This is a genomic window from Kitasatospora sp. NPDC041988 (assembly GCF_055588525.1).
In genome coordinates, this window is sequence record NZ_JBVJCO010000010.1 from 173,963 (window position 1) to 186,094 (window position 12,132).

Genomic DNA, 12,132 nt, shown 5'->3' on the forward strand with positions numbered 1-12,132 from the left:
GGCGGCCGGACGGCGGTCAGGCGGCGTCAGGCGGCGGTCAGGACGACCGCCGCGTTCTGGCCGCCGAAGCCGCAGGAGACCGAGACCGCCGCCTGGAGGGCGGCCGGCCGGGGCAGCTTGGTGACCACGTCGAGGTCGATCCGCTCGTCCGGCCGGTCGAGGTTGGCGGTCGGCGGGATCAGCCCGTGCTGCAGGGCCAGGACGGTCAGCGCCGCCTCGATCGCGCCGGCCGCACCCATGGTGTGGCCGATCACGCTCTTGTTGGCGGTGACCGGCGGCGGGTGGTGGAAGACCCGCCGCAGCGCCGCCGCCTCGGCCGGGTCGTTCAGTGCGGTGCCGGTGCCGTGCGCGTTGACGTGCCCGATCTCGTACGGCGCCAGCCCGGCGTCGGCGAGCGCGGTGTCGAGCGCGCGGGCGAGACCGTCGCCCTCCGGGTGGGGGGCGGTGAAGTGGTAGGCGTCGGTGGCGGAGCCGTGACCCGCCAGGTAGGCGCGCGGGCGGACTCCGCGCGCCCGGGCGTGGTCCACGCGCTCCAGGACCAGGACGCCCGCGCCCTCGCCGAGCACGAAGCCGTCCCGGTCGGCGTCGAACGGGCGGGAGGCGCCGGCCGGGTCGTGCCGGCGCCGCGAGAGGGCGCCCAGCCGGTCGAAGGCCGTCGCCACGATCGGGAAGCGCGGGCTGTCCGTGCCGCCGGCCAGCACGAGGTCGCAGGTGCCGGCCCGGATCAGGTCGCAGGCCAGGGCGAGGGCGGTGGTCCCGGAGGCGCAGGCGGTACTGGTGACCAGGCTGGGGCCGCGCGCCCCGAGGTCCAGGCTGACCTCGCCGGCCGCCATGTTGGGGATGCTGCGCGGCACCATCAGCGGGGAGACCCGGTCGGCCCGGCCCTGCTCCAGCCGGGCGTACTCCGTCCGGTGGGTCTGCACGCTGGTGGCGCTCACCCCGAGGACGACGCCGACCCGGCCGCCGTCCCACCCGGCCGGATCGAGCCGGGCGTCGGCGACCGCCTCGCGGGCGGCTAGGACGGCCAGTTGGGCGAAACGGTCGAGCCGGCGGGCCAGCCGGCCGCCGAGCAGCCCGGAGGCGTTGTACTCGTCCACCGGGCAGGAGAAGTCGACGTTCAGCCCGGCGAGCCAGGGGTCGGGCCGGGCGGTCGGCTCGCCGCCGAGGAAGTGCTCCCAGGTGGCCGGCGCCCCGAACCCGGCCGGGGTGACCAGCCCGAGCCCGCTGACGGCCACCGCGCGTCCGCTCAACTGACCGCACCCGCCGCAAGGTTGGCGTCGGCGAAGGCGGCCAGCCCACCCAGGGTGCCGTCCGGCCGGATGTCGGTGACGGTGACGCCGATCCGCTCCTCCACCAGCAGCGACAGCTCGACCAGGGCGAGACTGTCGAGCTGGAGCTCGGCCAGGGTGGCGTCGGGGCGGACGAGGTCGGCGGGGACGTCGAACTCCTCGACCAGGCAGTCGCGGAGGGTCTCGTAGCTGGCAGACATGTGGGGAATCCTTTCGGGGCGGAACGACAGGAGGGGAGGCGACGGCCGGTCAGCCGTCCAGATCCGGCACCAGAGCCGGGACGGTGAGCGCCGCGGGCGACGCGGCGACGGCGACGGGCACGCGCCCGGGCAGCCGGAGCCAGGCCAGCAGGACGCCGAGCAGCGCGACGGCCCCGCCGGCCCAGGAGGCGTCGGCCAGCCCGTCGGTGAAGGCGGCACGTGGGTCCGGACCGGGGTGCGCGTCGCCCACCGCGGTGGCCAGGACGGAGCCGAGCACGGCCACTCCGAGCGTCGAACCGACCTGCCGGGTGGCGTCGTTGAGGGCGGAGCCGACCCCGGCCATGGCCGCCGGCACCGCGCTCATCACCAGTTCGGTGGCGACCGGCGCCAGCAGCCCGGCGCCGAGGCCGGAGACGCCCTCGAAGGCCAGCACCGGCGCGTCCGCCGCCCCGGGGCCCAGCCGGCCCAGTTGGACGAAGCCGGCGGCGATCAGCAGCAGCCCGCCGGCCACCGGGACGCGGGCGCCCAGCCGGCGGGCGACCATCGGGCCGAGCACCGCGCCCACGGCGAGGCCGAGCGAGAGCGGGACCATCCGCTGCCCGGCCTCCCAGGCGGAGAAGCCGCGCACCTGCTGGAGGTAGAGGGTGAGCAGGAACATCGCGCCGAACATGGCGAAGGACATCATCGCCAGGCAGAGCGTGGCCGGCCAGACCGGTCCGCCGCGCAGCAGCCGCACCGGCACCATCGGCGCCGCGCAGCGCAGTTGCCACACCGTGAACCCGGTGAGCAGCAGCGCCGCCACCGCGAAGGCGGCGAGCACCCCGGCGCTGGTCCAGCCGCGCCCGGGCGCCTCGATGAAGGCCCAGACCAGCGCCAGCAGCCCGCCGCAGGAGAGCAGGGCGCCGGGGCGGTCCAGCCGCCGCGGGTCGGGGTCGCGGGACTCCGGCAGCACCGGGACGGCCGCCAGGATCGCGGCCACCACCGGGACGTTGAGCCAGAACGCGGCCTGCCAGCCGTACTGCTCGACCAGCCGGCCGCCGGCGACCGGGCCGAACAGCGCGCCGACGCCGGCCACCGCCGCCCAGACGCCGATCGCCCGCCGCCGGTCGGCCCGGTCGGGCAGGACGTGCACGATGGTGGAGAGCGTGGCGGGCATGAAGAGCGCCGCGCCCAGCCCCATCACGCAGCGGGCGGCGACCAGCCGGGCGGGCCCGTCGCCGGTGGCGCCGGCCACCGAGGCGAGCGCGCAGAGCGCCAGGCCGGCGGCGAACGCCCGGCGGCGGCCGTAGCGGTCGCCGAGTGCGCCCGCGGCGAGCACGCAGCCGCCGAGCGCGAGCGCGTAGCCGTCGACGATCCACTGGGTCTCGGCCAGGGTCGGGCCGAGTTCGGCCCGCAGGCCGGGGACGGCCACGTTGAGGACGGTGAAGTCCAGTCCGAGCAGGAAGAGCGCGGCGCAGACGACGGCCACCGCCGCCCATGCCCGCCGCCTGGTCACCGGTGCGGCTTCGTGCTGCACGCGCCGGCCTCAGACCGGCAGCCGCAGCGGCTCGTCACGCCGCACGAAGCCGAACCGGTACAGGGTGGCCGCGCCGCGCAGGAACGTCACTTCGCAGGCCCGGAGGTAGCGGCGGTAGCGGCGGAAACCGTCCTCTCCGACCAGGCGCTCGGCCTCCGCCCGGGCCCGCAGCAGCCGGGCCGACCAGGCGGCGAGGGTGCGGGCGTAGTCCTCGGCCGAGGCGCGGACCACGGCGACGGAGAAGTACGGGTCACAGGCGGTGGCGATCTCGTCCAGCCTGGGCAGTACCGCGCCGGGGAAGATGTCGGCGGCCACGAAGGAGCCGACCGGGCCGTCCCCGCCGGCCACGCCGTCGTAGGCGATGGTCTGCAGCGACATCCGGGCGGCGGGGCGCAGCCAGTCATGGCAGCGCTCGAAGTAGGCGCGGTAGGCGGCGACCCGCCCGTCGCGGCTCATGCCGGCGGTGGCGAAGTGCTCGAACGCGCCGACCGAGACGATGCCGTCGTACGGCCGCTCGGGGCGGTGGCCGTCCCAGCTCTCCAGCCGGACGTCGACGCCGGGCAGGCCGAGGCCCGCGACGTGGGCGTGCTGGGCTCGGGAGAGGGTGAGCCCGGTGCCCTCGGCCACCCGCCGCTCGCCGGCCGCGTGCGCCAGCAGGCCGCCCCAGCCGCAGCCGACGTCCAGCAGGCGCAGGCCCGCGCCGGGGGCGGCGCCGGCCAGGTCGAGGTGGAGGTCGAGCTTGGCCCGCTGAGCCCGGGGCAGCGCGGTGGTGTCGGGCTCGTCGCGGTCGATGCCGTCCCAGACGGCCGCCGAGTAGCTCAGCGTCTCGTCCAGCCAGAGCGCGTAGAAGTCGTTGCCGAGGTCGTAGTGGAACTCGATGTCGGCGGCGCTGGTGCCGGTGGTGGTGAGGGTCATGCTGCTCCTGTGGTCGGCCGGTCGGGGGTGCGGCTTACGCATGCTCGGGGGCGGTGCCGGGGGCAGGGGCGGGAGCGGGTTCGGGGGTGCCCGCCGGGGTGTGCCCGGCCCGGCGGGCACGGACGGCGAGCGCCTGGGCGCGGCGTTCGACGAACCGGGCGGCGCGGGTGTCCAGCCCGGCCAGGTGGACGGCGAGCCGGTCCCGGGCCTGCTCGCCGGCGGGCCCGAGGCCGGTCAGCTCGAAGACCTTCAGCGAGCGCAGCAACGGCACCAGCACCTCGTCGTGGTGGACCCGCAGGTCGTAGACGCCGGCCACCGCGACCTCGGCCGCCATCCGGGTGAAGCCGGGCATGCCCTGGCCGGGCATCGCAAAGTCGCGGACGGCGGCGTCGAGCACGGTGAGGACGGGGTCGGGGTCGATCTCCAGGGCGGCGCGCAGCAGTTCGCGGTAGAAGACCATGTGCAGGTTCTCGTCCTGGGCGACCCGGGCGAGCAGCCGTTCGCAGACCGGGTCGCCGCTGAGCCGCCCGGTGTTGCGGTGGCTCACCCGGGTGGCCAGCTCCTGCACGGAGACGTAGGCGACCAGCTCGAGCACGCCGGCGGGCTGCGGGACGGCGCCGGTGCCGACCTGCGCCATCCTGGCGCGCTCCAGCGCGACCGGGTCGACGGCGCGGGCGGCGTGCAGGTAGGCGCGGATGGAGGCGGCGTGCCGGTCCTCCTCGGCGGTCCAGCGGTGCAGCCAGGCACCCCAGGCGCCGTCGCGGGAGGTCCGCGCGGCGATCGTCCAGTGGTAGCCGGGCAGGTTGTCCTCGGTGAGCAGGTTGACCACCAGGGCGGAGCGCACGGCGGGGCTCAGCGCGGACTGCCCGGGCCGCCACGGCTCGCCGCCGAGCGGGCCGTCGAAGTCCCGGCCGAGGCTCCACGGCACGTACTGGTGCGGGAACCACTCGCGCGCCGCATTGATGTGACGATTCATCAAGTCTTCGGCGGTCGACTCGAGTTCGGCGAGCCAGCGGACGGCTTCCGCCGTGGCGATCTTCACGGATGGTGATCATTGCGGGACCGTGAGCGATCATGCAAGCCGGCATCACCCGATCGGGGCAGGCGCACCGCCGAGCTGACGCCGACCGGCCGTATGCAGAGGGCGGCGCGCCCACGACAGGGTGCACCCACGACAGGGCGGCGCCCGGACGGCGGCGGAGCGGCGTCAGGCCGGCGGCGGAGCGACGCCCGGACGGCGGCGTCAGGCCGGCGGCAGGCCCGCCAGGGTGGCGAGCGCGCCGGCCGCGCCGGCCGCGAGCAGGGCGGGCACCACGCCCCGGCGGGCGACGGCCAGCCAGAGCAGCGCGACCGCCAGCACCCCCCACTGCCAGCCGTACCCGAGCGCGGCGGCGAGCGGCACGGCGGAGCCGGCGATGGCGCCGATCACCGCCGGCCCGGCGCCGGTGAGGAAGTCCTGCACCCGCTGGTCGGCCCGGAGCCGGTCGAAGTGCCGACCGCCGAGGATCACGAAGAGGAAGGACGGCGCGAAGGCGACGGCCGCCGCCAGCAGCCCGCCGCCGACCCCGGCGGCCGCGTAGCCGACGACCGCGACGGTCTGCACGACCGGGCCGGGGGTGACCTGGCCGAGGGCGACGGCGTTGAGGAACTGTCCGTCCGTCATCCAGTGGTAGCGGTGGACCGCGTCGTCCTGCATCAACGGGATGATCACGAAGCCGCCCCCGTAGGAGAGCGCCCCCACCTTGAACGCCACCCAGGCCAGTGCACCGAGCCCGCCGAGCGCGGGCAGGACGGGCAGCACGGCGGCCACCGGCAGCGCGGCGCGGCGGCCGTGGCGCCGGTCGCGCTCGCGGCCGCCCGTTCCGGCGCGGACGGCGATCTCGGTCAGCCCGGCGGCGACCAGCACCAGCACCAGCCACGGCCCGGTGAGGATCGCGGCGGCCGCGCCCGCCAGCGCGTACCCGGCCCAGCGGGCCCGGGCGGCCCGCCCCCGGCCGGCCCGGGTGAAGCTGCCGGGGACCAGCGAGGTGGCGGCCTGCACCGCGACCGCCGGGACGGCCGCACCGGCGCCCGCCGCCGCGCCGAGCACCCAGAGCGGCGGGTCGCCGGCCAGGAAGAGCACCGAGAGGGCGAGGATCAGCGCCAGCCCGGGCGCGATGAAGCAGGCGCCGCCGACCAGCGCGCCGGGCGTGCCGCGCAGCCGCCACGCGGTGAGGATCGCCAGCTGGGTGGAGGCCGGGCCGGGCAGCAGGTTGGTGGCCGCGATGGCGTCCTCGAACTCGTCCGGCTCCAGCCACCTGCGCTGCTCCACACAGAGCCGGCGCAGCAGCAGGATGTGCGCGGGCGGCCCGCCGAAGCCGAGCGCCCCGATCCGGCCCCACTCCCTGGCGATCGCCCCGAGGCCGACCGGTCCGGTCCGTTCCATGCTGCGTCTCCCCTGCTCAGTGGCGGCGCGACGATACCGGACGGGGGTTACCGCGCGGCAATGACAACGGCTTCCAGTGCAGCCTTTGGATCTTCGTCCGATCTGAGGTTCACTTCGGGTGCAGGGCGGTCGCACCCCTGCCCCCACCCCCGTATGTCCAGGAGAGGACTTCGATGGCCGGGCACGAGCACTCCCACGATGATCATGCGCATGACCACGGGCACTCCCACCGAGGCGGTGGCCACGGCCACGGCGGCCACTCGCACGGCGTCGCCGCCGACGCCGACCGCCGCTGGCTGGTGAGCGCGCTCGCGCTGATCGTGGTGTTCATGGCCGGCGAGGTCGTGGTCGGCTTCGCCGCCCAGTCGCTGGCGCTGATCTCCGACGCCGCGCACATGCTCACCGACGCCGCCTCGATCGTCCTCGCCCTGGTCGCGATGCGGCTGGCCGCCCGGCCCGCCCGCGGCGGATACACCTACGGGCTCAAGCGGGCCGAGATCCTCTCCGCGCAGGCCAACGGCGTCACGCTGCTGGTGCTGTCGGCCTGGCTCGGCTACGAGGCGATCGCCCGGCTGCTCGACCCGCCGGAGGTGACCGGCTCACTGGTACTGGTCACCGCGCTGGCCGGGATCGTGGTCAACCTGGCCGCCGCCTGGTGCATGTCCAAGGCCAACCGCAGCTCGCTCAACGTCGAGGGCGCCTTCCAGCACGTGGTCACCGACCTGTACGCGTTCATCGCCACCGCCGTCGCCGGTGCGATCATGCTGACCACCGGCTTCGTCCAGGCCGACGCGATCGCCTCGCTGATCGTCGTGGCGCTGATGCTGAAGGCCGGCATCGGCCTGGTCCGGGACTCCGGGCGGATCTTCCTGGAGGCCGCCCCGGCCGGCATCGACCCGGACGCGGTCGCGGACCAGCTGGTCGCCCAGCCGCTGGTCGAGGAGATCCACGACCTGCACATCTGGGAGATCACCTCGGGCCAGCCGGCCCTGTCGGCGCACATCCTGGTCACCCCCGGCGGCGACTGCCACGCCGTCCGCCGCGAGCTCCAGCGCCGGCTGGCCGACGAGTACGCGATCACCCACAGCACGCTCCAGGTCGACCACGTCGGCGAGGACGAGGCGGGTGCGCTGCTCCAGATCACCACCCCGGGCGATCTGACCCCGGAGCACTGCGCCGACGCCCACGGCCCGGTCCACCGCGCCGGTCCGCACGAGCACTGAGGCGGACGTTCCGCCCGGCTGTCGGCCCCGTACGGCATGATCGGAGGGTGACCGCACCGCGACTGATGCTGCTCGACTCCGCCAGCCTGTACTTCCGGGCCTACTACGGCGTACCGGACTCCCTGCGTTCCCCGCAGGGCGAGCCGGTCAACGCCGTCCGCGGCCTGCTGGACTTCATCGCCCGGCTGGTCCAGGACCACCGGCCCGACCAGTTGGTCGCCTGCATGGACGCCGACTGGCGCCCGCAGTGGCGGGTGGACCTCGTCCCCTCCTACAAGACGCATCGGGTCGCCGAGGCGGCCGAGGACGGCGAGGAGGAGGTGCCGGACACGCTGGCCCCGCAGGTCCCGGTGATCGAGCAGGTGCTGGACGCGCTCGGCATCGCCCGGGTCGGCTCCCCCGGCTACGAGGCGGACGACGTGATCGGCACCCTCACCGCGCGGGCGAAGGGCCCGGTGCAGATCGTCACCGGCGACCGCGACCTCTTCCAGCTGGTCGACGACGCCCGCGGGATCACCGTGCTCTACCCCGTCAAGGGCATGGGCAACCTCCAGGTCACCGACGACGCGCTGCTGCTGGAGAAGTACGGCGTGCGCGGCGCCCAGTACGCCGACATGGCCGCCCTGCGCGGGGACCCGAGCGACGGCCTGCCCGGCGTCAAGGGCATCGGCGAGAAGACCGCGGCCCAGCTGATCAACGAGTACGGGGACCTCGCGGCGATCCGGGCCGCCGCGCTCGACATCGCCTCGAAGCTCACCCCGGCCCGCCGGCGCAACATCGTCGAGGGCGCCGCCTACCTGGACGTGGCGCCGACCGTGGTGCGGGTCGCCCCCGACGCGCCGATGCCGGAGTTCGACCCGGCGCTGCCGCACGAGCCGCTGGATCCGATGACCCTGGAGGAGCTCTCCACCCGCTGGGGCCTCGGCACCTCGCTGGACCGGGTGCTCGCCGTCCTCGCCGGCTGAGACACGCGCGGAAGGGCCCGCCCGGGCGATCCCGGGCGGGCCCTTCGTCCGTACGGCTACGTCCGTACGACCACGTCCGTACGGCTAGCCGACCGAGGAGTAGGCGATGATGCCGCGGCGCAGCCCGTCCACCGCCTTGCGGGCGGTCTTGCGCAGCTCGACGTCCTCGCCGGCCGCGTCCTGGATCTGGCCGAGCACGTCGATCAGCTGCTTCGTCCAGCGGACGAAGTCACCGGCCGGCATGTCGGCGTCGCGCAGCACCTGGTCCAGGCTGTGGCCGAGCGCCCAGCGGTAGGCGGCCCAGGCGAAGCCGAGGTCGGGCTCGCGCTGGCCGACGCCCTCGGCGGTGTTGATCCGGTGCTGCTCCTCCAGGGCGTCCAGGTGGCCCCAGATCCGCACCATCTGGCCGAGCGCGTCCTTGGCGGCGCCCTCGGGCACCCGGGGGGCGGCGGCGTCGTCGGACTGCCGGGCCTCGTAGACCAGCGCCGAGGCGCAGGCGGCCAGCTCGGCGGCGGCCAGGCCGCTCCAGACGCCTTCGCGGATGCACTCGGAGGCGAGCAGGTCCAGCTCGCCGTAGAGCCGGCCGAGCCGCTTGCCGTCGGCGGTGACGGTGTCGCCGCTCAGGTAGCCGAGGTCGGTGAGCAGACCGCAGACCCGGTCGAAGGTGCGGGCGATGGTGTGGGTGCGGGAGCGCATCCGGCGCTCCAGCTGCTCGGTGTCGCGGTGCAGCCGGTGGTAGCGCTCGGCCCAGCGGGCGTGGTCCTCGCGCTCGTCGCAGCCGTGGCAGGGGTGCTGGCGCAGGGTGGCGCGCAGCCGGGTGATCTCGGGGTCGTCGGCGGCGGCCGCCCGGCCCTTGCGGAACCGCTCGGGCTCCAGGTGGCCGGCCTTGGTGCGCAGCGCGGAGGCGAGGTCGCGGCGGGACTGCGGGCTGCGCGGGTTGAAGGACTTGGGGATGCGCAGCCGCTCGATCGCGGCGACCGGGTGCGGGAAGTCGATCATCGCGAGCCGCTTGACCTGCCGCTCGGCGGTGAGCACCACCGGGCGCGGGCCGTCCTGGAAGTCCGGGTGGCGGGTGGCGCCCCGGCCGTTGCGGCTGACTGGCGGCAGGCCCGGGTCGAGGACGAGGGCGAGGCCGGCGAACTTGCCGGTGGGAACGTGGATGACGTCGCCCGGCTTGAGGTGCTCGATGGACTCGACGGCTGCGGCCCGGCGCTGGCTGGTGCCCTCGCGGGCGAGCTCGTTCTCGCGGTCCTTGAGCTCGCGGCGCAGGTTCATGTACTCGTCGAAGTCGCCGAGGTGGCAGGTCATCGACTCGCGGTAGCCCTCCAGCCCCTCTTCGTTGCGCTGGACCTGGCGGGCGATGCCGACCACCGAGCGGTCCGCCTGGAACTGCGCGAACGACGTCTCCAGCAGTTCGCGGGAGCGGTGCCGGCCGAACTGGGAGACCAGGTTGACGGCCATGTTGTAGGACGGCCGGAACGAGGACTTCAGCGGGTAGGTGCGGGTGCCGGCCAGGCCGGCCAGCGCCTCCGGGTCGAGGCCGCGCTGCCAGAGCACCACGGCGTGGCCCTCGATGTCGATGCCGCGCCGCCCGGCCCGGCCGGTGAGCTGGGTGTACTCGCCGGGGGTGATGTCGGCGTGCTGCTCGCCGTTCCACTTGACCAGCTTCTCCATGACCACCGAGCGGGCGGGCATGTTGATGCCGAGCGCCAGGGTCTCGGTCGCGAAGACGGCCTTGACGAGGCCCTTCACGAAGAGCTCCTCGACCACCTCCTTGAACCGGGGCAGCATCCCCGCGTGGTGGGCGGCGATGCCGCGCTCCAGCCCGTCCAGCCACTCGAAGTAGCCGAGGACGTGGAGGTCCTCGTCGGGGATGTCGGCGCAGCGCTCCTGGACGATGTCGCGTACCCGGGCGCGGTCCTCCTCCTTGTTGAGCCGCAGGCCGGAGGAGAGGCACTGCTGGACGGCGGCCTCGCAGCCGGCCCGGCTGAAGATGAAGGTGATCGCGGGCAGCAGGCCCTCGGAGTCGAGGCGGTCGATGACGTCGACGCGGCCCGGCGTCCAGACCCGGCCGGGGCGGCCGTTGGGCATGGAACGGCCGCGGCCGCGGCCGAACTTGTCCCGCGGGTTGCGGTCCAGCTCGGAGCGGGCGAGGCGGACCAGTTCGGGGTTGACCGCCTTGGCCGGGTTGCGCGGGGCGTCCTTGGGGCGGCCGTCGCGGTCCGGGTTGGCGAACAGGTCGTACATCCGGTTGCCGGCCATCACGTGCTGCCAGAGCGGCACGGGGCGGTTCTCGGAGACGATCACGCGGGTGCCGCCGCGCACGGTGTCCAGCCAGTCGCCGAACTCCTCGGCGTTGGAGACGGTGGCGGAGAGCGAGACCAGGGTGACGGACTCGGGGAGGTGGATGATGACCTCCTCCCAGACGGCGCCGCGGAAGCGGTCGGCGAGGTAGTGCACCTCGTCCATGACCACGTAGCCGAGGCCGTCCAGGGTGCTGGAGCCCGCGTAGAGCATGTTGCGCAGCACCTCGGTGGTCATCACCACCACGGGCGCGTCGCCGTTGACCGTGTTGTCGCCGGTGAGCAGGCCGACCTTGGCGGCGCCGTAGCGCTTGACCAGGTCCCCGTACTTCTGGTTGGAGAGCGCCTTGATCGGCGTCGTGTAGAAGCACTTCCGCCCGGCCTGGAGGGCGAGGTGGACGGCGAACTCGCCGACGATCGTCTTGCCGGAGCCGGTGGGCGCGGCGACCAGGACGCCTTCACCGGCCTCCAGGGCCTGGCAGGCCTCCAGCTGGAAGTCGTCCAGCGGGAAGTCGTAGAGCTGCTGGAAGCCGTACAGGGCCGTGGCCTGCTCCTTGGCCCGGCGGCGGAAGGCCGCGTACGCCTCGGCGGGGTTGAGCTCCCGGTCTTCGGGGTGCTCGGGCAGAGGGGTGTTCATCGCCGTCCGGGTGTGGTTGGTGTGATCTCGCATCTCAGCGAGAGGTTACCCGGGAGGACTGACATCGATAGCACCGTTTTTCCACGGGCCCGAATCAGTTCTCTCTCACATCCATAGTTGCAAATGTCTTCAAGTAGCCGCGAAGTGGTCACACAGCGTCCTGATTCGAACATCTCCGGTCATCTGCGGTGGAACCCGGCCTGGCCTCCCTACATTCGCTTCCACAGCCACCACTCACGGGAGTCCCCCGGCTACAGGAGGAGAAGACGATGGCGAACCTGGAGACCTCGCTCAAGGAGGCCATGGCCATCGACGGTGCGATCGGCATCGCCCTGGTCGACTACGGCAGCGGCATGGCGCTCGGCACCCTCGGCGACGGCGGCGAGCTGGACCTCAACGTCGCCGCCGCCGGCAACACCGACGTGGTCCGGGCCAAGATGCGGGCCATGGAGCTGCTCAACCTCCACGACAACGACATCGAGGACATCCTGGTCACCCTGACCAGCCAGTACCACCTGCTCCGGCCGCTCACCATGCCGAACGGCCGGGGGCTCTTCCTCTTTCTCGCGCTCAACCGCGGCCGCGCCAACCTGGCGATGGCCAGGCACCAGCTGAAGCGGATCGAGGTCGCGCTGGAGATCTGAACAGACCGGTACCAG

Annotated in this window: 10 protein-coding genes; 3 read left to right on the forward strand and 7 right to left on the reverse strand. The window is 74.3% G+C overall.

Annotated features, from left to right (window positions below; translation table 11 throughout):
* Window positions 1-26: 26 nt before the first annotated feature.
* From ACZ6NC_RS13325 to chrA, 6 genes are all read right to left on the reverse strand, one after another.
* On the reverse strand, window positions 27-1,250 hold the full coding sequence (locus tag ACZ6NC_RS13325) for a beta-ketoacyl-[acyl-carrier-protein] synthase family protein (protein WP_465732042.1): 1,224 nt from the start codon (window positions 1,248-1,250) through the stop codon (window positions 27-29).
* Window positions 1,247-1,489, reverse strand: coding sequence for an acyl carrier protein (locus ACZ6NC_RS13330; RefSeq protein ID WP_465732044.1), 243 nt, complete (start codon window positions 1,487-1,489; stop codon window positions 1,247-1,249). The genes ACZ6NC_RS13325 and ACZ6NC_RS13330 overlap by 4 nt, the downstream gene beginning before the upstream one ends.
* A gap of 49 nt (window positions 1,490-1,538) precedes the next feature.
* Window positions 1,539-3,005 (reverse strand): MFS transporter, encoded by a 1,467-nt coding sequence (locus tag ACZ6NC_RS13335; protein WP_465732046.1) that lies wholly within the window; start codon window positions 3,003-3,005, stop codon window positions 1,539-1,541.
* A gap of 9 nt (window positions 3,006-3,014) precedes the next feature.
* Window positions 3,015-3,920 (reverse strand): class I SAM-dependent methyltransferase, encoded by a 906-nt coding sequence (locus ACZ6NC_RS13340; RefSeq protein ID WP_465732048.1) that lies wholly within the window; start codon window positions 3,918-3,920, stop codon window positions 3,015-3,017.
* Between the two features lie 34 nt (window positions 3,921-3,954).
* The gene (locus ACZ6NC_RS13345) at window positions 3,955-4,962 is read right to left on the reverse strand and encodes an acyl-ACP desaturase (RefSeq protein ID WP_465732050.1); all 1,008 of its coding nucleotides are present in this window, start codon (window positions 4,960-4,962) and stop codon (window positions 3,955-3,957) included.
* A gap of 201 nt (window positions 4,963-5,163) precedes the next feature.
* Window positions 5,164-6,345: a chromate efflux transporter gene (gene chrA, locus ACZ6NC_RS13350; RefSeq protein WP_465732052.1), complete on the reverse strand. Its 1,182-nt coding sequence runs from the start codon at window positions 6,343-6,345 to the stop codon at window positions 5,164-5,166.
* Between the two features lie 173 nt (window positions 6,346-6,518).
* Between chrA and ACZ6NC_RS13355 the strand changes: the two genes are divergently transcribed.
* Complete coding sequence (locus ACZ6NC_RS13355) at window positions 6,519-7,568, forward strand: cation diffusion facilitator family transporter (RefSeq protein WP_465732054.1); 1,050 nt, start codon at window positions 6,519-6,521, stop codon at window positions 7,566-7,568.
* Between the two features lie 65 nt (window positions 7,569-7,633).
* A complete protein-coding gene (locus ACZ6NC_RS13360; protein WP_465732129.1) occupies window positions 7,634-8,533 on the forward strand; it encodes a 5'-3' exonuclease in 900 nt (299 codons plus the stop codon).
* An 84-nt stretch (window positions 8,534-8,617) separates the two neighbouring features.
* On the opposite strand, the gene ACZ6NC_RS13365 is transcribed toward ACZ6NC_RS13360, so the two are convergent.
* A complete protein-coding gene (locus tag ACZ6NC_RS13365; protein ID WP_465732131.1) occupies window positions 8,618-11,473 on the reverse strand; it encodes a DEAD/DEAH box helicase in 2,856 nt (951 codons plus the stop codon).
* 269 nt (window positions 11,474-11,742) lie between these two features.
* Between ACZ6NC_RS13365 and ACZ6NC_RS13370 the strand changes: the two genes are divergently transcribed.
* Window positions 11,743-12,117, forward strand: coding sequence for a hypothetical protein (locus ACZ6NC_RS13370; RefSeq protein ID WP_465732056.1), 375 nt, complete (start codon window positions 11,743-11,745; stop codon window positions 12,115-12,117).
* Window positions 12,118-12,132: the final 15 nt, after the last annotated feature.

Excerpts from the sequence above, each read along its gene's own strand:
- ACZ6NC_RS13330 (WP_465732044.1), bottom strand. The coding sequence starts at position 1,489 with ATGTCTGCCAGCTACGAGACCCTCCGCGACTGCCTGGTCGAGGAGTTC.
- ACZ6NC_RS13340 (WP_465732048.1), bottom strand. The coding sequence starts at position 3,920 with ATGACCCTCACCACCACCGGCACCAGCGCCGCCGACATCGAGTTCCAC.
- chrA (WP_465732052.1), bottom strand. The coding sequence starts at position 6,345 with ATGGAACGGACCGGACCGGTCGGCCTCGGGGCGATCGCCAGGGAGTGG.
- ACZ6NC_RS13355 (WP_465732054.1), top strand. The coding sequence starts at position 6,519 with ATGGCCGGGCACGAGCACTCCCACGATGATCATGCGCATGACCACGGG.
- ACZ6NC_RS13360 (WP_465732129.1), top strand. The coding sequence starts at position 7,634 with ATGCTGCTCGACTCCGCCAGCCTGTACTTCCGGGCCTACTACGGCGTA.
- ACZ6NC_RS13365 (WP_465732131.1), bottom strand. The coding sequence starts at position 11,473 with ATGAACACCCCTCTGCCCGAGCACCCCGAAGACCGGGAGCTCAACCCC.
- ACZ6NC_RS13370 (WP_465732056.1), top strand. The coding sequence starts at position 11,743 with ATGGCGAACCTGGAGACCTCGCTCAAGGAGGCCATGGCCATCGACGGT.